The organism is Stieleria sp. JC731 (assembly GCF_020966635.1).
In the GTDB taxonomy this organism is placed as follows: Bacteria; Planctomycetota; Planctomycetia; order Pirellulales; family Pirellulaceae; genus Stieleria.
The window spans coordinates 1,307,520-1,327,748 of sequence record NZ_JAJKFQ010000002.1 but is presented as its reverse complement, the minus strand read 5'-3'; the positions used below and the strand labels follow the sequence as shown (position 1 = coordinate 1,327,748).

The window sequence follows — 20,229 nt, the reverse complement described above, 5'->3', positions numbered from 1 at the left end:
AGTTCACAATAGGCACCATTTCTGGTGAAGCGGGTCGAGAGAACTGGAGTTTTCAATCAAAGTTAATGGAACTGTGTGCGTGTCAAGTTCCTTCCCGGTCACAAGGTCGATGAGCGTAAGTACGGCTTCCGTTTCCCCATCAGGAACGTCTTCAGTTGCACGCATTCGCACTGGACGTTCTGCAAAGGCAACCCTCAAGGTGACCGCTTCGTATTGGTCCCGATTCCACGATGCGATGAACACATCTTGCTGTGGATGATCGACCATTGCCCCGAAGTTCCCTTCATCAATTTCGATGCCACAGCTTCCCATGACTCGCATCACATCGCCGGCGGACTCCATAGGACCGATGTAAAAGAATGAGTCGCTGCCCGTGTTCCAAATCGGAGGTCGTGCGCCCCAGTCAAAGAATGAACCGCGAAGAGGTGTTTCACGAATTCGCAAATCAAAGCGGTGAGCCGTTTTTTTTGCCTGCCGGTCGTTAAGACAACGGCTAGCGGTGCTCAACCAAGCAATTGTTGCCATGTCTGCAAACGCCCGATATCGCCATGTCCAAAGTTGTTGACGACGACGCTGCTGACGAATAACTTCCATGTACGAATGCCAGATCTTTTTGTACCGAGACTCGTGCAGCAGCACGTAATTCGGTTTTGGAAGGCTCGGCAGGCTAGAAACCTCTTGGAGCCAGGGTAACGATTCCAAACGTCGGCAGAGCTTAAAGAAATCCGCGGTCATGCGGATCCACTCATGGGTCGGATAGCTGGCCTGATGTTGTCGCAGGTAATCATTTGCAAGGGAAACGCACCTTTTCAATAAATCACGAACGACACGGTTTTCCAATGTATCAACGCTCTCGTAGCGTTGGACCGCGAGCACGGTACGTCGGTGACCCGACTTCTCTGCGAGCGTGTTGCCCGGTTGACGCGTCAACCAACGGACGCAGCTTGAATCGAGTTCACGGAGGCGATTGATCGGCTGCATCGCACGCCGTCGCTGCAGGATTCGTTTGGGATGGCCTGCGACATCGGCGAGCACGCTGGGTAAGCGCCTTGCTAGCCGTACAATCAACGCACTCGGCGGCCGGTTGGGCTTAACCGCATGTCGCCACTTGCTCAGAACGCGGCCGACACTTCGGATTGCGATGCGGTTTGGGTTTCCCTCCCAATAGATGGATCGAGGATGCGGTGCATCGTAGATTTCGTCGGCAAATTGTGCGAATTGTTCCAATGCATCCAGAACCGGAGACTCCTCCGGTGCGACATCTGCCGAATCAATCGTCGATTCTGTCACGCTAGACCTCGGTGCGATCGATGCCGGTCCATTGGAAATAATCGTCTTTGCGACAAATCTCAATCTTGGTCTTCAAGGCATCATCATCAACCTTCTCAAGAATTCGATCGATTGTCCCGAAGGCTCGTTGCACGCTAGGGTCTTGAGGATTCAACCCCATCAACTTCGGCAGTATCTTCTGTTCGATTTGATCAGCAATGACGAAGTCTAAATGCCGTTCGACGTCCGGGTAATTTGCGGCGTATTCAAGCATCGAGTGTGCGACACGATAGGCAAAAGGCCGATTGACTTGATCCATCGATCCTCGTAGTTCACCGATCCAATCCAAAAGAGTCCCACGCTCAACTTCAGTAAGAGCTTCCGAGGTTTTGCACCAGCCTTCCCACGTATCGCGGGTCAATCGAGGGCGGCTTCCTGAGAGGCGTCCGTTTCGCTGTGACGCCGGAACTGGCACAATGGAATTTGGGCTGCCAAATCGGAGCACGTTGGCTCGGTCAATCACCTTGTCGGACAGTGCCTGAGTCGTTTCATCCTCGTTCATCGTTCCGACGAATAAAACATTCTTGTCGACAAATAGCTGCATGGGCGGCTGGCCACTTCTTCGCCCGCCGACGTCCAACGGAATCTCTGCGAGTTTTCGTCTCTGAGAGTTCTTGGGGTCGATGCTTCGTCGAGTCTCCAAGCGACTCAAAAACTCGCTGAAGTAGTACTCAATGCGGGCAAGGTTCATCTCGTCGAGCAACACCAGCAGCAATTGATTGGGCAATCGCTGCTGTTCGTAACCCTGTGGTGGATTCCAACCGCGGTCGTTCTCCGCCCCGATCGGATCCATCTGAATCAGTGCCCGTGTGAGATCGGTGGGGCGAAAACGTCTTTCGAGGTAATCGTAGAACCCAAACAAATCCTGCGGACTGTCCCAACGAGGTTGGACAGCCACATTGAGAAAATTAATGCCAGTTGCTTCTGCGTAGCGTCTTGGTAATTCGCTCTTGCCCGTGCCGCTAACACCGGCGAGCGTCACCAGTGGTGAGCTGTCAGTCGTCTTGAGTGAGGTATGGAAAGCGTAAAGAGTGCGGCGATCGAATTTCAATCCAAACGACACAAGGCTGCCAGCCAGGTCTTCCAGGCATTCCTGTTCGCTACGGGACTTCTGTAGCGTCGATTCGAGAACTGGCAACACGGGCTGCCAAATTTCGTTTTCCTCTGGCTTGGTGGGCCCATCATGTTGCGCCACTGCCGATGAAAGATTGTCGAACATGGTTTCCAACGTCGGAATCTGAGCACTCAGTGCGTTCGACTTCGACTCGAGTTGAGCAACTTCGCTCGCGAGTTTGCGGCGTTCTTTTTCCAAGTCCGTCCTTTCGTTCTTCAATCGATCAAGGGATTCTTGCAACTTGCTTGCAGCTGCCTCGGATTCTTCGCGACGTCGCTTCAGATCGTTCAGTTCACGATCGAGCGAATCTACTTCTTCCTTCGCTGCTCGCTTTTGTTGTTCCAGTTCGTCTTCGAGCTTCCGCCTCGCTTGTGCCGCAGCTTGCTCGAAACGGTCCGCCTCTTCCCTCGCAGCCCGCTTTTGCTGCTCGATTTGAACTTCTAGCTTTCGCCTTAACTGAGCGGCAGCTTCTTCAAGTTGCTCTGCCTGTTCCTGTGCCGCTTTCTTGCGATCCTCTAGTTGTGTGATCTCTTCCCGAAGTGCCGCGGCGCGTTCGAGTTCACGCTGAAGATCCTGCAAGTCAAGTGCAAGCGTGCGTTGCCTTTCATCCAGCTCTTCGAGTTGAGATTTTCGATCAGCGATCTCCCCGTCTAAGCCTGATTTCTGTTCGTTTAGGCTCGCAAGTTGTGATTGGGCCGTTTCGAGTTCGTTTTGAATGCGTGCAACTTCTAGCTTGTCTTCCTCAAGCCTTGCAATTTCTTCCTTCGCGTCTTCCATCCATTGACGTTGGTTTTCTGCCGCTTCGATCGTTTGCTGTGCGTCGAATACGTTGTCTTTCAGAGTGTCGTACTCCTCTCGCAGCTCTTCGATCTGAACTTGCAGATTGGCCAGTCGAGTCGCGTCGGGTAAACGCTGTTCACGTTCCCAAAATCGGATCGCTTGACGGCGATGATGCCCGTATGCCAGAAGTGCCAACAAGGCACCGATCAGCGTCACGGCTAATGCAAGAGCGACTGAGATAATCGACCAGAAATTTGGATCGCTCATGGCTGCTCATCACCGGTTTCTTCGGGCGGTGATGCGGTTGGCTGCACATCTGGCACTCGAATCTCGCTGACGGCTTTGCGAACTTCCGCTGCTTTCGCTGCCATTTCCTGGATCGTCGAAGCAGCCGTTGCGGAGATTTCGGAGAGTGATTTCGAAGCATCTGTCGCGGCAGTATTAAGCGTCGTAGTCATCTTTGCCATCTGGTCGGCGAGCTGCTGTTCTTTCTTTCGCAGCTCGGCAAGTTTCGCCTCTGCCATCTCGAGGTCGTTCTTCATCCCCGCCAATTCCGACATCGTTTTGTCTCGAGTCGTCGTCTCTTCATCTACCTGCTTTCTGAGCGCTACTAGCTCATTGGTGGCTTTGGCTACGGCAACAGTTTGGCGACGCAGCTCTTCGCTAGTCGTTTCCAGATTCTTGGCGGCCTCGGCAGACTTCTCCTGCTGCATTCTGTATTCGGCAACACTGGCCAACTTTTTTTGCAGGAATTCATCGAACTGTGCGACCCGCGCTTCCATCGCAGCAAGCTCTGCTTCACTCTTGCTAAGAAGCTCTTTTTGTGTCTCCACCTTCGCTTCGGTCTCAGCAGATTCCAATTCAAGCTTGGCGAGCGCCGCTTTGATCTTCTTACCTCGTTCGATCAGCTGTGCATTCAGTGTCTCGGCCTGCGCACGTTCTGCATCGGATGCCGACACCGCTAGCTCGGCCGCCTGCTTTTGTTTGTTCACCTCTTCCAACTTTGCGTTCGTCGTATCGATTTCACTCTGTAGTGACTCGCGAGTTTGCTGGAGCGAGGAAAGAGTTTCGCTTTGTGAAGTTGCGGTCTCGACCAACTGATCACGCTGCTTTTGAAGCGAGTCGATCGTTCCTTGAAGCAGCGCGGCTTGCTCGCGTAGCTGATCGATGTTCTTGCTGGCCTGTTGTTCGATGCTATTCCAGGTATCAATAGCTTCTTGACGATTCTTGTTCGCGGATTCCCATGCGGCCACCCTCGCTTGAAAATCAGATTCCTGTCGTCCGGCATTCAGAAGCCCGAGCAGCGACCACGTTTGCAATGACAATGCTATAACTGCCGCAATACCGATCAACCATGGCCAAGCGATTGAAGGAAGTTCGGGGCGAACGTCGTCCGACAGATTTGGCTCTACTGGCGCATGCGCTTGACCGGTAGATGGATAATCTGGCGGCTGTGGTGGCTCGGGATAGGCGGTCATGAAGGTGAGACGGCGAATAATGCATGGAAACTCCGGTTTCAGCTGTAAATAGCTGCCCTGGGACCACTATTGTAGTTGCCCGGATGAGGCAGCATAGTCTCCGGTCATCGACCTAAGCCGCAGACTCACATGAAACTCATAGAGAATCATTTCTCCCAATGGTTTGCTTGATCTTTTCAACGCATCGTCCCATGTCTTCGCGGAGTTCATACACCCAGAATCGAAGGATCGTCCATCCGCTTGCGATCAACGCCTGATCCCGACGAATGTCGTCCGAAACGCGATCACCGCTGCCGCTGCGGTGATAGGTCTCACCGTCGACCTCGACATCCAGCTTCATCTCATCGCTGAACAAAGCGAAATCAAGGAACCTACCGCACGCTGGATACTGCTGGTGAAACTGCAACCCGGCCTTCGTCATCGCTTCTGCCAGCGCCGGCTCCCACACCGGGCCGACCAAGTCGGCGCGAAAGCCTGATTGGGCTGCCTTGGATCTTTCGGCCAGTTCGCGATCACAAAACTCAGCGAGCGTGCGGATGTGGCGGATGTTGCAATTACGTGCCCAAGTCGAATCGCCGAAAACGTGCAGCAGCTGTTTCGCACGACTGGCAGCAACGTTGAATCGGTTTGGACCGCCCGATAAAAAGCGAAGCGAACCATCTGTCAGCGTCTCTCCGCCAACCAAGCTAAACAGAACAATGTCACGTTCGTCGCCTTGAAACCCATCGGCCGTGTCGACCAGTAACCGAGCCGTCACAATGAATTCTTGGGGCAAGGACTGGTAAATGGCGTCTCGGAGTCGGTTGGCTTGTTGGCGAAACGGGGTAACAACACCCAGCGAACCCTTGTATCCGTCCTCGTGCAAACGTTTCAATTCGTCACAAATATGCGAGATCTGTTGTTGGCTCAGAGCGCCGCCGCCCGGGGCAGGCTGGCTGTCGTCGGGAACGTCTGTCCATTGAATTCCTTGTTTGCCCGTGTCTTCCGTCAAGACCGTCCAAGAACCTTTGTAGAACGTCTCGCTGCAATAGGCGGCGATCGAAGGATGACACCGGTGATGCTGTCGCAGTGACACTCGCGATCCAACGCTTGGCGACGTATTGGCGAAGTGAAACATAGATGAGGTTCGATAGCTAAATCGTTCCAACTCAATGTCATCGACACCAAATTGTCGACGCAGATGGCGGTCAGTCGCCGACGAAAGGCTTGTCACATGCGAGAGCTGCATCGGATCGCCAACGATCATGGCTCGCTTGGCGCGAAACATAAGCGGAATCACTGAAGCGATGTCACACTGCGAAGCTTCGTCGATCACCAATAAGTCGAATACGGCTGGTTCGAGGTTGATGTCTCGGCGAATAGAAAGATTGGTTGTCGCCGCCAACGGAAAATGTTTTAAGAAAATTGGAAACGCTTTCCGCATCGCTTCCGACCAGCGTCGATGATCGGCCTCGGAGTCCAATCCGCTTCGATTCTCAATCGTCGCCAATATGTTTGCAAGTAGACATCGCTCTTCGTCGGAGATTTCAGCACCGCTTTGTCGTGCCAGTTCCAGAAACGACTCAGCTGAAAGTTTGGCGACTTCTTCAGCAGTCTTATGGGCAGCACGACATGCTTTATCCGTGGGAGGGAGTGCATCAAGCTGCCTTCGCAATTCACTTGCCAAAAATGCTGCTTCGTTCGTTTGCACGATCGGCTTCCAAAATTCCAGCACCTTCCGGCTGAAGGTGATTGTTTCCGGAGTCGCATTGTGCCCCATAGCTGGGAGTTTTCTCGATCGATCGAACACTTGTTTCATCTTGCCGTCGATCGCAATCGCGCGACTTAGTCCTTGTCGCAATCGCTTCTTCTGAAACAGTCGCTGCCACAACCAGGTCAACGACCATCGAAACGGTTTCGGATCGGCCAGTATTCCAATCGCAGCGTTGATCTCTATCTCGTTAGGTAACTGTTCGTGGCCGCGAGTCGCGAGGTCACGATACTCTTTGGGCACCAAACGCACCAATTCGTCGAGATCGAACGATCGCTTGCGGAGTGCCTCACGGATTTCCCCCACTTGCGAAACCACCTCAGCCGTTTTCTCATGATCGTCAATTCTCCTCGCCAGTGCTTGGCGTACATTTTCGAGATGCTCTCGGTCTCCAACCAAATCGCTTGAAACCAATTGCCCAATCGCTGCCTGCATTGACATGTCGGCGGGTGCCCCCCACGGCCGAGCAAGACGAAGCATGATAGGCCAAGGTTCGGTGATTGCGTTGACGCGGGGTACAACCGCTTCGAGTGCTTGATGGTTGCGGCTGGCTGCAAGCGCGCTGCGGTCCAATAGTGCTTGCTGAGCAAGAACGGCAGCAACGACTCGCGACTTTCCGGTTCCGGGCGGTCCAACGACAATGGAAAGATTTTGCTCGGCTGCGGCTCGCGAAGCTGCCATTTGTTCGTGATTCAACGTCAATACCTGAGCACCGATGACATCCGGCGGCCTAACGTCATTTGAGGCAGAATTAGCTGGGAGTTTTGGATCTTCGCTATCCGTTGCCGGGCGAAAGTCTCGACGACTTTCTGTGCCATCGTGTGGAAAGAAATGCCGTAACGCGCTTTGATCTAGTTGCTCGTCCGGCGTCTCGTTCGCTAGCTTCAGAAGTTCCTTGTATAGGCCTCCTGTGAACTTCCACTTTTTCGGGATGATCAAACCAGCTCGGTTGTAAATGCCATCTTTTCGCAGGCTGGCCAATCCAGGTGATGACCGCACGCGACCAGGGTCGAGCGCCTCAACCTGCCAGTCTGGATAAAAGTGATTCAACAACCTCGCACATTCACTCCATGCCGTCGAGTTGATTCCATCGTCACTTACGGAGTCGACACCACAGAGCTCCAGGAAAGTACGACGCTCGTCGACATTCTTGAGACGACGTTCAAGCCAGCCCTCATTGATGCGAACAGGACCAACTGATTCCAAGTGAAGATCAGTGCCCTGCAGGTTGGTTCGGCACGGAAGGACAAAAACAGGTGAGACAAAATCGACGTCCTCGCCTTTCTGCGCGTCCCGCCACCGGTATCGCTGCAGCGGATACCCAACAAACAGGTAGTCATCCTCAGTCAGTTTCCGAATCCATTTGTGCCACGACTCCCGTGTGCGAATCTGCAACTGCGAAGAGTTAGGCAACGCACCATCCATGCAAACGATGGTCTCAAATTCGTCGGCCGCTGTCGCCGTGATCGAAGACCGCTGATCTAAACGCACGCACTCTGCATAGTAGTCGCACAGTCGCCGAAAGGTCGACCAGCGTGAGCCCCGACGATCGAGATGGCGGGAAACCATCTTCGTCCGAGTCGAAGATCGGCTCGTAGGGTCGTGTGAAGATTGAGGGCGACCGTTCTGATTCGGTGACTGTCGAGAATTGGTCCGCGACGGCGACGAAGTTGTGGCGGTCGGATTTGCTGAAAGGTTGCTGCCCAAGTCCGCACGCGAATGGATAACCGACCATTTACCTCCGCGAAATGTGACCTGCCCATCACCTTGAAGCTTCAACAAACACTGATTGACTTCACTTGGGCGAGTCTTCAGTGATCGCGCCAGTTCACGAGTCGTCATTCCAATAGAACGTCCGCTCAGCCTCCGCAAAAGTTGCTGCTCGTCCACCGATAGGCTGCTTCTTGCCACTGTCCGTCCACAAGCCTCAATTAATGTAAAATTTCCTCCGCAAGCATTTTAACGAACATCCATGAGGTGCGGCAGCCAACTCCGTACTGTGAGCGCAGCAAAGACGCCCGCGGTAGATTGCTCCACCACGGGCGTCTTGAATTGCTGGAATTACGTGACGACGCGATTCCGTCGATAACTTTCGCGATTAATTCGAAGACGAATCGCGTCCAAAGTCCGTCGGCTGAATGGCGGGCAATGACGGCATGTCGGGGTAGTATTCCCCTGGGTGACCCGGCGGGAGGTTATCGGGGTCGGAATAGCTGGGCGGCACGTGATACGGATGATCGGGCGGCAGTCGCGGTCAAGTGTGAATGGGTGGCGGGGCTCCGATTACAACGGGTTCTTCGGGCTCCGGCGGCCACGACCAATGCTGCGGGTACTTCTTGCGACATTAATAGGCATGGATTCTTGTAGTCCGCCGGGAACTGGAAAAGGTCATCTCGTCCAGGCAATCAGCCACGCAGTGATTATCAGTGACGCGATGGTTTGCAACCGCAGGATCCATTAGGTGGTTCGTAACCTCCTAAATGACGAAGTCAATAGAGAGTCCAAATTCGCCCGAAATGGGCGCGCACTAAAGGCGACGCGGGAGTCCACTTTGGACTGATCGGTGAAATCGATTTGGATGGCAGGGCTTGTTTCCAAATTCGATTCGTGCAACCTGACCGGAACCCGTACGTTCACTCAGCCGGTCCCCGAGGGCAGTGACTTTTCGCCATGACGTTCTCAATTTCAAGGGATTGTTGGTCAGAGCTCAATTTCGCAATTTCCCGAAGCCTGCGTTCCGCCAGGGCGTTGGGCAATATGTCGGCACCTCCAGATTCGAGCCAACTGACGAAACTCGTGGGCAATCGGCGGACATACGAAACTTGATAGCAAACTGTCGCCACTGAAACTCCGAGACGATCGGCAGCCTCTCGCATGCTGATTCCCTCGGCGGATAACATCGTCTCGACTTGGCGTGCTTTGCGAATAGTCTCGCTGATTGGTTTGCCGCGACCGGTGATTTTGTTAACCTTGGTTGTCCGAGAAAGACGAGAGAGTCCACGATTCCCCGGGAAAAGAGCATGGTTGAACGAGACTCGAAAAGTTGCGTTGGGCGTCGTCTCGGGGAGCTGAAATTAAAAAAGCGAAAACTCTCGCGAACCAGTTAGCACCTGCCGCCTGAATCAGGCAGGCAGGTGTTTTCAATTTCGGCCCGGTTTTTCGCGGTGTTTCGACTTTTTGCCGTGTCAACGAAAGTTCTCTGTTTCGTTTCTCATATTCGGCCTGCCGGACTCAACCACCCTGGTTGGCCTCAAACCACCGAGAGCTTTCTGAGTCTCTGCTTGACTCGGCAAACTGGTTAACACGAAATCGGGTCGGTGGAGGACTCTCATGGACAAGACCATCCGCACGTTTGATACTCACAAGGAAGCTGAACGCGCCGCGTACGATGATGACGCAAAGCTGTCCACCAGTGAGCGGCTGGCGAACTTTTTCAAGATGATGGCGCCCGTTTATGGATCTTCACAGCGACTTCAAAGAGTTTATCGAACTCGCAATCTCGATGAACCTGAAGTTCGTGATCATTGGCGGATGGGCTTATAACCGCTACGCCGAACCTCGAGCGACCGGGGACATCGATTTTTTCTTGGAGAAGTCAGAAGAATCCGAAAAGGTCACTCGAGAGGTTTGACCGAGTTTGGCTTCGGAAACGCCCTGCCAGACGCACCGCTCTTCGAGAAGGATGTGATCATGCTTGGGCATGCCCCCTATCGCATCGACCTGATTACAAAGATCGACGGCGTAACATTTGATGAGGTTTGGCAGACGCGAGAGTACGAAAGTTTCTACGGGCTGCGCGTCCCTTTCATCTCTCTCGAAAAGCTGATCAAGAACAAGGCATCAACCGGCCGCGATCAAGATAACGTCGACGTCGAAAAACTCCGTCGCAAACTGATATAGCAACATTGCATCAGAAGGGATTTCATGACGCCCGAACAGATGCGGCTCGTCGCCTCGTCCACTACGATTGGGGCCCAAAAGCGATCGGGAGTGGATCAATGCGAGTGCAGATCAAAGTTGGCGATGTGCCGCAATGCCCCGCTGACGTTTTAATCTCGACGGCAAACCCCTTGTTAAATCTTTCTAGGAAAGTCAACGGCACGATTCATAGCAAATTCTTCCTGTAGTGGATCTTGTTAAAGATCCCACTCATCACCAAGAGGATTTTTAACAAAATCCACTACATGGAAAACCTAGAGAAGGCTCGCACACTGGCCTAGTCACGACTGCTATCGTACCCGGCGTTTTCGTTCGGCTTGGCTGGGCCCAGTTATCTACTTTCCCAACCGAAGATCCTTGGGAAGCAACCCGATGACACGCGTCCGATATTGGCGGAGGTGGTTTGCAAATTGCAACACGAGTATTGCAAAGTGTAAATTGCCAGTGACGTGGAATCAGTTGGTTGTGAATTCGAGATGAGGCATCGGGCACTGATATGGCTTGGCGACCATCGCACCTGATCTTGGCTGGCGAATTGGACAATACGACGTTCGGATGGACGATCGGCTGGCTGGAATTGGCGGGCTTTGATCAGCCGCTACGATTCAAGTGGCTTGGTAACTGCAATCCAGACTTGGCGGGTTGGCGGTTGCGGATTCATCGCGTTGAACCGGAACTGCCACCAGAGGACGATGAAGATGAAGCGCCGAGAACTTGCGCGCACATTGATCTGGATCAGTCTGGACACGTGGGCGACATAACCGCGGATCAAATGGTGAAGCACTTTGAATTGCCCGCCCACGAAGCGGCGCGGCAACTGATGCAAGGCAAGCAGCCTCCGTATACGTGGCGAAAGTGCCTTTACCTGGAATGGTTCAGCAACACAAACGGTCGGGCGGTTGTCCAAAGCACCAGCTTGGAAGTCGAACGAATTGGCCAGCGGAGTTTCGAGCTGACCGAACAGCAGTGGCGTGAACAAGCATCTCAGAATGCCGAGCAGATAGGGTTCTTTATGACGCAACTCGGTGACGCACTGGAAACCCCTGAATCAAATGAGGGTGAATGAACGGGAGCGGCACCAGATCTGTTTCAGACGCGGCCTGGCCGGTCGAATGCGAATTCCTGAATGCGTAGAACAAGCACCGGTAGTGGACGAGGCGACGAGTCCCTGCTGACGGGATTCGTCCTCTCACCAATCTTCATGTCAATTCGCAGAAGGCTTCATCGAGCATCGCATCGAAGAACGTCGATTCATTGATTTCTTCAAACAGTTCTGTTTGCCGTCTCCACGAGCAGGTTGCGTTTTCAAACACGACAGAATGAGATGACGAGAATCGGGTTCATGTGTGCGAAGCGAGCCAGATCTTCATTCAAAATTCAAGGATCTTGATCTCGTCTGCATACGTTATCTGAAAGCGAAGTTATCTATCTAGTTTCAGTCAGGTTGACGATTCATGCCGGTTCCGACGCGTGTTAGATTCTCACTGAGTCAACATAGGGGAAACAGCCTGGGGCGAACAAGCATGGCGGAATCGCAGAGAAGCGGATGTTTAGGGTTCCTTTTGAAGTTCCTTGGCATCGGCACGGGCAATCGAGCGGAGGGTTTACGAAAGAAACTCCCTTATCGTCTACGAGACAACTTTCTTTCGCCCGCGGAATTGGCTTTCTATCGCGTTCTTGTGCAGGCGGTCGGACAGAGGTACTCAATCAATATCAAGGTCCGCCTTTGGGATGTCCTGTACGTCCCGCGACAAGAAGGCAGTCGAAGCTACGAAAACAAAATCAGCAGCAAGCACATCGACTTCCTGCTCTGCGATCCGACCACGATGCAACCGTTGCTTGCCGTCGAGCTCGACGACGCCAGCCACAATCGCAAAGACCGACAAGAACGTGACGTATTCGTCGACGACGCCTTCGCCGCAGCTGGCCTTCCCATCCTGCACGTGCCAGCCGCTCGCACGTATTCTATTGCCGGAGTCCGAAACGAAATCGGTACACTGATTCCAATGCCTGCTGAAGGAACAGGGCAAGTGAGTCCCTCGGTTACGCCGTCGCCAGACAATTCTTCCGCTCCGACATGCCCAAAATGCGAAGCCGCAATGGTGAAGCGCAAGGCTGCCAAAGGGAAGCATGCCGGAAAGCGATTCTGGGCTTGCTCCAATTATCCCGGATGTCGTGAGATCATCGCGATTGACTAAACCTAGAATTCCCAAGGGTTTTGTCGTTTCTGGGCGGAGCGAAGTTCGGGCAGTGATCACCAGTAATTGACAATAACTGCTAGTTGCCGCAACAATTGGGCCATTCATTGACCAAACGTGTTAAACCATTCGTCTACGCTCTGCAAGGGTCCGGCGATGAAGGTGCAATCGGATAGAGATCTCATGCAAGACCAGGCAACCGACGACTGCGTGCTGACTATTGAAGAGCTTGCGGCCTACCTAAAGGTATCGAAGTCGACACTCTACAAATTGGTCCAGGAAGGCAGTGTTCCTGGCCAAAAGGTTGGACGTCATTGGCGTTTTCGCCGCGAGACGATTGATCGTTGGTTGGACAGTAACGACGGCGGTTCAACAAAACCTCGCTAGGAAAATGAACGAGCTTGCAACGGAGTGACGAAGACGACAGCACGCAAGATGGCGCACGATGAAAATTCAGGACATTCAACCAGGACAAACACTCGAGGGGCTTGAGCCATCCTGCCTAGCGACGGTCGCTGCTGTCGCGGCCATTGGTGACGGTGCGGTCCAGGTTTTCTATCGAACGTCCGATGGTGGCGTTAAAGAACGCCTCCTTAGCGCCGCGGATGAGCCGAACATTTCCATTGCGACTGCGGAAACGCCGTGGTCTTTCGACGGCAATGGAGAAGCATTCAAGCTAGCCGTTGAAGCCAAACGGATCGATTTAGCGTTTTTGTTCGATCCTATGATGGCCGTTCACACGTCCAACGTCGAGCCGCTGCCCCACCAGATCACGGCGGTCTACGAATCCATGCTGCCGCGTCAGCCGTTACGGTTTGTACTGGCTGACGACCCAGGAGCGGGCAAGACCATCATGGCTGGGCTCTATATCCGCGAACTCGTCATGCGAGCCGATGCACAGCGGATCGTCATCGTTTCACCGGGAAGCCTCGTCGAACAATGGCGTGACGAGTTGTGGGAAAAATTCGGTCTGGAATTTAAGGTCTTCTCGAAAGACCTCGAATTAGCTTCACCCAGCGGAAACCCGTTTGACGACAACGATCGTCTGATTATCCGCCTCGACCAAGTATCTCGAAATGAGGAGTTGCGTGATCAACTCTGCGCCGTCCCATGGGATTTAGCGATCTTCGACGAAGCACATAAGTGCGCAGCCCACTACTTCGGCAACAAGCTCAACAAGACGAAGCGATTTGTACTGGCTGAAAAGTTAGGTGCGGCATCACGGCACTTGCTTTTGATGACCGCCACTCCTCATAACGGCAAGGAAGAAGACTACCAGCTTTTTCTCTCGCTTCTCGATTCTGACCGATTCTATGGCAAGTTTCGCGATGGAGTTCACAAGGTCGACGCCAGTGACGTGATGCGGCGAATGGTCAAGGAAGAACTATTGCGTTTCGATGGAACGCCGCTTTTTCCGGAACGAAAGGCCTATACCGTCAACTACACACTGTCGGATATGGAAGCCGCGCTTTATGAAGCGGTTACACAGTATGTCAAAACGGAAATGGGTAAGGCCGAGGCGTTGGGTGGCCAGCGAAAGGGATCAGTTGGGTTCGCCCTTACAGCTTTGCAGCGACGATTGGCTTCCAGCCCCGAAGCCATCTTTCAATCGCTCAAACGCCGACGAGAGCGATTAGAGAAGCGTCTGCGTGAGGAAAAGATCAGCCAACGCGGGCGACAGCTTCTAGCCGAAACAATGGACGACGTTCCAGAAGACGATGATGACCTCACGGCGGAAGAACAGGAGCGGCTAGAAGAAGAACTGGTCGATCGTGCGACAGCTTCGCAAACTCCTGAGGAATTGCAGGCAGAAATCTTGATCCTCGAAGGACTCGAAGCCAGTGCTAAGGCGGTTGTGGCATCTGGACTCGATCGTAAGTGGGATGAGCTTTCGAAGATACTGCAGAGATCGCCGGAGTTGAAAGACGCTACCGGTCGTTTGCGAAAGCTCATTATCTTCACCGAGCACAAAGACACCCTGAATTATCTCTACGAAAAAATTGCGGGCGTCCTTGGAAGCTACGATGCGATTGTCACTATTCATGGCAGCGTCAAACGAGATGATCGGCGAAAGAACCAAGCATTGTTCCGAAGTGATCCCGACGTTCGCGTCTTGATCGCTACCGACGCTGCTGGAGAAGGTGTTAATCTTCAGAACGCTCACTTGATGGTCAACTACGACCTGCCGTGGAATCCCAACCGCATGGAGCAGCGGTTCGGTCGTATACACCGCATTGGGCAGACTGAAGTGTGTCACCTTTGGAATCTCGTAGCCAAAGAAACCCGAGAGGGCGAGGTTTATCACCGCCTGCTTACCAAGTTAGAAGTTGAAGCTGTAGCATTGAAAGGACGCGTCTTCGATATCCTTGGTGAACTATTTGAGGACGTGAGCCTGAAATCGCTATTGATGGACGCGATTACTTATTCCGATCTCCCTGAAACACGTGCTCGACTGTCGAAAGTTATCGACGACACACTCGATCATACCCACATCAAACAAGTTCTCGATCGAAACGCTTTGTCGCAAGAAACGCTTGGTCCTGAGCGGCTGTTCGCTGTCAAATCAGAAATGGAAAAGGCTGAAGCAAGGCGGCTACAGCCGTACTTCGTTCGATCTTTCTTTACTAAGGCATTCGAGCAAATCGGCGGCAGCATGCACCCTCGTGAAGCTGGCCGTTTTGAGGTCACTCATGTACCCGGATCACTTCGTGAACGCGACCGACGTATCACCGGCCGCAATCGCCGCGACCAATCTCCCGTTCTGCGCCGTTATGAAAGGGTGTGCTTTACCAAGGAAGCCGTGCAACCGCTTGACAAACCCGGCATTACGCCCGCTGTCATGCTGCATCCCGGTCATCCATTGATGCTAGCCGTTAGCGATTTGATTTTGGAACAGAATGCCAATCTGCTCCGTCAAGGAGCAGTTCTCGTCGATCCCACTGACGAAGGATCCGATCCATGGCTTCTCTTCATGTTGACACACGAAGTCAAGTCGGGCGACGGCACCGTCATCTCTAAACGGTTGCAGTTTGTTAGGGTCACCCGAAATGGCGAAGCCACTTTTGCCGGCTGGGCGCCGCACCTGGATCTGGAGCCTATTGCCCCAGAACAACAGACTATTGTTGATTCTATTTTGAATGCTGATTGGCTCAAAGCCAATCTCGACCAACAAGCCCTCACGCTCGCTGCCACAACGTTGGTCCCTGAGCACTTCGCCGAAGTCGCGGATCGGCGAATCGCTCACGTCGATAAAACTCTTGGCGCTGTCCACGAACGACTGACTAAAGAGATTGACTTTTGGACAGATCGCTGGATGAAGCTTAAAGAAGATGCAGAAGCAGGCAAAGATGTACGGCTCAATTTGGACAACGCCAAGAGAACGATCACCGAGATGACATCGCGGTTAGAAAGCCGCAAGAAGGATTTGCAGTCGATGCGACACGTGACTTCGGGCACCCCCGTTGTGGTCAGTGGTGCATTAGTGCTCCCGATCGGCCTTATACACGCGGAGCAAGATCAAGCACCAACGCCCGGCAATACGTCTGCTGACCCGCTAGCCCGAGCGCGTTCCGAGAAGATCGCCATGGATGCGGTCATCGAGATCGAAGAAGCAATGGGATGCCGTGTCGAAGATGTGGCTGCTGCCAAATGTGGTTGGGACATCACATCCTACCCACCCAATGGGAACGGCGTCCAATCTGATGCGAGGCACATCGAAGTCAAGGGCCGAGCAAAGGGGGCCGATACGGTCACAATTACGCGCAATGAGATGTTATATGCATTGAACCAATCCGAAAAGTTTATTCTCGCCATTGTGCAGATCAACGAGGACGATTCCGTCGAAAGCGTCCATTACCTAACCAATCCGTTCGACTCCGAGCCGCCTTGGGGAACATCGTCGATTAACTTCAAGTTAAGTCATCTACTCGAACGGGCCGAGCGACTCCGCTAGGTCATACACAGTTTTCTTTGTCCAAATATTAGTCCTCAATACCTTTGAGATAACAAGAACGCCAGATGGCACGTGCCGACCTCATTGCCGATTTAGTCACCTACGGAATGTCAGGGGATCGTGTGCGCTTTCGTAAAACGGTGGAAGCACTCATTGTTGAGGAACGCGCAAAGAACCACGGGGTGCTAGCGGATCGACTGGGCGACCTATTGACCGTAGCTCCTCAAGAAACTGCCACCGCAGCAACGCCCAATGGACAAATCAATGGTTCGCATTCACTCGAGGCTCGCGTTGGCAATTTGTACATCGAGAAAGTTCCAGAGCGAACGCTTGATGAGCTTCTATTGCCGTCTGATGTTGAATCAATCATCAAGGAAGTGATTTCGGAGCACCACCGCGTTGATCTGCTTCGATCGTACAGCCTGGAGCCACGCAATCGCCTCCTTTTCGTTGGGCCACCTGGAAACGGCAAGACATCCTTGGCCGAAGCGATTGCCGAGTCGCTAATGGTCCCATTGCTGCGCGTACGGTACGACGGCATTGTAGGAGCCTATCTTGGCGAGACCGCCGTTCGACTTAAACGTCTGCTAGACGCGGCAAGAACGCGAAAGTGCGTCCTGTTCTTCGACGAGGTCGAGACGATCGCCAAGGAACGCGGCGACACTCGCGACACTGGAGAAATCAAACGCGTCGTTAGCTCGTTGCTCTTGCAAATTGACGACCTCCCCAGTCACGTCATCGTGATCGGTGCCACAAACCATCCCGAGTTATTAGACAGGGCCGTATGGCGACGGTTTCAGGTTCGTGCCGAACTCCCCATGCCCACTCGCGCTCAACTCGCTGAATGGTTTGCTAAGTTTGAGAAACGACTTAAACAACCACTTGGACAAGCTCCAGACACGCTCGCCAAAAAGCTGTATGGCATCAACTTCGCTGAAGCAGAAGAATTCGCTATCAGCGTCATGAGACGCCATATACTCAGCCAGCCCGATGGCGACATAAAGAAGATCGTCCAAGACACGCTCAAAACCTGGAAGGCGCGATCCGTCAACGCAGGAAGTGAAGACGGAGGCAACGCGTAATGGTGGAGCGACCTCTTTTAATCTTCCCAAGTCCACAGCAAGCGAATCGCAGCGCATTGGGTGGCGGTGGCGGTGACAACTTCACTCGCCCGTCACATTCACGTCAAGGTGAGCGAGTGACGCTGCAATTGACTCGGCTTAAAGACGCGTTCGAGCGCCGGGCAGCAGAGGTGCTTGCATCGCCCGACGGAATTGATCCGAGTCAAGTGATCGTCATTGAGACCGTCGGCAGCGTGAGTGGATTTGCCACCGCCGTTAGACGTATCGAAGGCTTGGAGTGGTTGGGCGAGTTTGAAATCGACGAGATCGCGCCCGATGATGACTTTTACCGCACCGATTCGGACGAGAACCCCAACGATAAGACGATGCGTGGGCGGTTATATCTCGTATTCACTGATCAAGCGGCGATGCAGCAGCTCTTGGCTCAATGGGAGCGATACAAGAATGATCGCAATGTCGTGTGGGAACGCGGGCTGACCTCGCTTCGAGATGTCTTTGACAAACTCTACGACATTCGTCGATGGGATGTCCAAGATCGTCTAGAAGAGAGTGGTGCACTCGAAATCTGGCGTGAAGAATTAGAGCATGCACCTGACGAAGTCATTCGGACGGAAATCGAGCTCTGGTATCGAGGTTCGCAGGAAGTTCGCAACCAATCGCAACGAGAGATAACGCAACTTGTTAACCGTGTCGGAGGCAGTGTACTTCAATCGTGCGAGCTTGCCGCAATTGCATATCACGCCATGCTCGTTGAATTGCCAAGGCGGGCGATCGTAGGAATCTTAGAAAACCCAAGCACCGAGTTGGTCAAGTGCGACAGCATCATGTACTTCCGGCCGACCGGACAGATTGCGGTAGGCGAACGTCTCGACGGTCAGGAGCGACACGAAGCACCAGATCGTGGCAGTTTCCCCTATCCCACTGGTGATCCCTGCATCGCAATTCTGGACGGGCTACCAGTTGAGAATCACCTGCTGCTGCGAGATAGGCTGTCCATTGAAGATCCCGATGATCTTTCTCCAACCTACCAAGTGCGAGACCGAGTTCATGGCACTGGCATGTGCTCGCTAGTCGTTTGGGGAGATCTTACGGATAGTGAGCCGCCGTTAACACGGCCTGTCTATGTCCGCCCGATCACTGTCCCAGTGGAATCACTTAATCCGCCGTACCCAGAGCGAATGCCGTCTGACCAGCTCTCGATTGATGTGATTCATCGTGCAGTTCGACGAATGTATGAAGGCGAAGAAGGCTCGCCACCATCCGCGCCGACAGTCAAGATTATCAACCTCTCCATCGGCGATCAAAGCCGTCCTTTTCTTCAAATGGTTAGCCCATTCGCTCGTCTGATTGACTGGTTGAGCCATAAGTATGGAGTTTTGTTTGTCATTAGCGCTGGCAATCAGCTGGGCGACATTCCAGTTTCCAAGTCCAAGGCAGAGCTCGATGCGCTGAGTCAAGACGAACGTGAAAAACTGATCATCAAGGCTCTTTATCGTGAATCACGACATCGTCGGATGTTGTCGCCTGCTGAATCCATCAATGGGTTAACAGTTAACGCCACAAACCACGATTCGAGCGGCGAGCTGGATCCCGGGCGTTTATTTGAGTGTTATCGCACTCCCCTACCAAGTCCCATTGCATCGTTTGGAAGTGGCTATCGTCGGTCAATCAAGCCCGAAGTTGTGTATCCAGGTGGGCGCGTACTCTACGATTTCGCACTTGACGGAAATCGGGTTGTTTGCCGGCCGCACCGGCGACGACCGGGGCACCAAGTTGCCGCTCCCGGAACCGTTCCCGGCGATGGAGCGAAAACCTCGTATTCGCGTGGAACCAGCAACGCTGCTGCGCTTGTTACCAGAAGCCTCGGCTTTGCGTATGAAACGCTCACCGAATTGCTTGACGAACAAGCAAGCGACGTCCCTGTAGATTCGTACTTGGCTCCCCTATTAAAGTCCTTGGTCGTCCACTCATCGGACTGGGACGTCGCCGGGGATCGTTTACGGAACATTCTTTCGGCCAACCATGATTCTGGTTCAATAAAACATGCAGTCAGTCGTTGGTTGGGCTATGGCGAACCTGACATCAACAGAATGCTTGAGTGCACAAAGCAGCGTGCAACAGTTTTGGGATTCGGGTCGCTCAGCGAAGAGCAAGGCCACGAATTTGCAATGCCGCTACCTACCGGTCTCGGATCGCGAAAGACTGTGCGACGATTGACAGTGACGCTAGCCTGGTTTTCACCAATCGTATCGACGAACCAGAAATATCGTGCCGCGCAGTTGTGGTTCGACATGCCTGGCAATCGACTCGCCAATGACCGTCAAGATGCAGATTGGCAAGCGGTCCGACGCGGAACCGTTCAGCACGAAGTTTTTGAAGGCGATCAAGCTATCGCAATTACGAGTGGCGATTCGATCGGGGTGAAAGTCAGCTGCAAGTCTGACGCAGCGAAGGTTCAAACCCCGATCCATTACGGGCTTGCCGTGTCCTTAGAAGTTGCGGAAGGCATTGACATTTCAATTTACGACGAAGTGCGAGCCGCAATTGCGATCCGGCCAGAAATTGACGTTCGCACTCGCAATCCCATCGAATAATTAAATCGTTTTC

At 53.3% G+C, this 20,229-nt stretch carries 12 protein-coding genes; 8 read left to right on the top strand and 4 right to left on the bottom strand.

Annotated features, from left to right (window positions below; translation table 11 throughout):
* Positions 1–3 precede the first annotated feature (3 nt).
* The 4 genes from LOC67_RS10755 to LOC67_RS10740 all read right to left on the bottom strand — a co-directional run bounded on the left by LOC67_RS10755 (position 4) and on the right by LOC67_RS10740 (position 8,293).
* Positions 4–1,290, bottom strand: a complete 1,287-nt coding sequence (locus tag LOC67_RS10755; protein WP_230262577.1) for a DUF2357 domain-containing protein — start codon at positions 1,288–1,290, stop codon at positions 4–6.
* Between the two features lies 1 nt (position 1,291).
* Positions 1,292–3,490 (bottom strand): AAA family ATPase, encoded by a 2,199-nt coding sequence (locus tag LOC67_RS10750; protein ID WP_230262576.1) that lies wholly within the window; start codon positions 3,488–3,490, stop codon positions 1,292–1,294.
* Positions 3,487–4,701 (bottom strand): hypothetical protein, encoded by a 1,215-nt coding sequence (locus LOC67_RS10745; protein ID WP_230262575.1) that lies wholly within the window; start codon positions 4,699–4,701, stop codon positions 3,487–3,489. Before LOC67_RS10745 ends, LOC67_RS10750 begins: the two co-directional genes overlap by 4 nt.
* A gap of 136 nt (positions 4,702–4,837) precedes the next feature.
* A complete protein-coding gene (locus LOC67_RS10740; protein WP_230262574.1) occupies positions 4,838–8,293 on the bottom strand; it encodes an AAA domain-containing protein in 3,456 nt (1,151 codons plus the stop codon).
* Positions 8,294–9,781: 1,488 nt separating this feature from the next.
* Between LOC67_RS10740 and LOC67_RS10735 the strand changes: the two genes are divergently transcribed.
* The 8 genes from LOC67_RS10735 to LOC67_RS10700 all read left to right on the top strand — a co-directional run bounded on the left by LOC67_RS10735 (position 9,782) and on the right by LOC67_RS10700 (position 20,216).
* Complete coding sequence (locus LOC67_RS10735) at positions 9,782–9,994, top strand: hypothetical protein (RefSeq protein ID WP_230262573.1); 213 nt, start codon at positions 9,782–9,784, stop codon at positions 9,992–9,994.
* A gap of 147 nt (positions 9,995–10,141) precedes the next feature.
* Entirely contained in the window at positions 10,142–10,351 is a 210-nt protein-coding gene (locus LOC67_RS10730) for a hypothetical protein (RefSeq protein ID WP_230262572.1), read from the top strand.
* 535 nt (positions 10,352–10,886) lie between these two features.
* A complete protein-coding gene (locus LOC67_RS10725; protein WP_230262571.1) occupies positions 10,887–11,456 on the top strand; it encodes a hypothetical protein in 570 nt (189 codons plus the stop codon).
* A gap of 457 nt (positions 11,457–11,913) precedes the next feature.
* The gene (locus tag LOC67_RS10720) at positions 11,914–12,588 is read left to right on the top strand and encodes a DUF2726 domain-containing protein (protein WP_230262570.1); all 675 of its coding nucleotides are present in this window, start codon (positions 11,914–11,916) and stop codon (positions 12,586–12,588) included.
* A 183-nt stretch (positions 12,589–12,771) separates the two neighbouring features.
* Positions 12,772–12,975 carry a helix-turn-helix domain-containing protein gene (locus LOC67_RS10715; RefSeq protein WP_094412377.1) on the top strand — a complete coding sequence of 68 codons (204 nt, stop codon included), beginning with the start codon at positions 12,772–12,774 and terminating at the stop codon, positions 12,973–12,975.
* 58 nt (positions 12,976–13,033) lie between these two features.
* On the top strand, positions 13,034–16,540 hold the full coding sequence (locus tag LOC67_RS10710) for a helicase-related protein (RefSeq protein ID WP_230262569.1): 3,507 nt from the start codon (positions 13,034–13,036) through the stop codon (positions 16,538–16,540).
* 65 nt (positions 16,541–16,605) lie between these two features.
* The gene (locus LOC67_RS10705; protein ID WP_230262568.1) at positions 16,606–17,622 is read left to right on the top strand and encodes an AAA family ATPase; all 1,017 of its coding nucleotides are present in this window, start codon (positions 16,606–16,608) and stop codon (positions 17,620–17,622) included.
* The gene (locus tag LOC67_RS10700) at positions 17,622–20,216 is read left to right on the top strand and encodes a S8 family peptidase (protein ID WP_230262567.1); all 2,595 of its coding nucleotides are present in this window, start codon (positions 17,622–17,624) and stop codon (positions 20,214–20,216) included. The genes LOC67_RS10705 and LOC67_RS10700 overlap by 1 nt, the downstream gene beginning before the upstream one ends.
* The last annotated feature ends 13 nt before the right edge of the window (positions 20,217–20,229 follow it).

Coding starts and splice junctions, on each gene's coding strand:
- LOC67_RS10750 (WP_230262576.1), bottom strand. CDS start 3,490: ATGAGCGATCCAAATTTCTGGTCGATTATCTCAGTCGCTCTTGCATTA.
- LOC67_RS10745 (WP_230262575.1), bottom strand. CDS start 4,701: ATGACCGCCTATCCCGAGCCACCACAGCCGCCAGATTATCCATCTACC.
- LOC67_RS10740 (WP_230262574.1), bottom strand. CDS start 8,293: ATGACGACTCGTGAACTGGCGCGATCACTGAAGACTCGCCCAAGTGAA.
- LOC67_RS10735 (WP_230262573.1), top strand. CDS start 9,782: ATGGACAAGACCATCCGCACGTTTGATACTCACAAGGAAGCTGAACGC.
- LOC67_RS10730 (WP_230262572.1), top strand. CDS start 10,142: ATGCTTGGGCATGCCCCCTATCGCATCGACCTGATTACAAAGATCGAC.
- LOC67_RS10725 (WP_230262571.1), top strand. CDS start 10,887: ATGGCTTGGCGACCATCGCACCTGATCTTGGCTGGCGAATTGGACAAT.
- LOC67_RS10720 (WP_230262570.1), top strand. CDS start 11,914: ATGGCGGAATCGCAGAGAAGCGGATGTTTAGGGTTCCTTTTGAAGTTC.
- LOC67_RS10715 (WP_094412377.1), top strand. CDS start 12,772: ATGCAAGACCAGGCAACCGACGACTGCGTGCTGACTATTGAAGAGCTT.
- LOC67_RS10710 (WP_230262569.1), top strand. CDS start 13,034: ATGAAAATTCAGGACATTCAACCAGGACAAACACTCGAGGGGCTTGAG.
- LOC67_RS10705 (WP_230262568.1), top strand. CDS start 16,606: ATGGCACGTGCCGACCTCATTGCCGATTTAGTCACCTACGGAATGTCA.
- LOC67_RS10700 (WP_230262567.1), top strand. CDS start 17,622: ATGGTGGAGCGACCTCTTTTAATCTTCCCAAGTCCACAGCAAGCGAAT.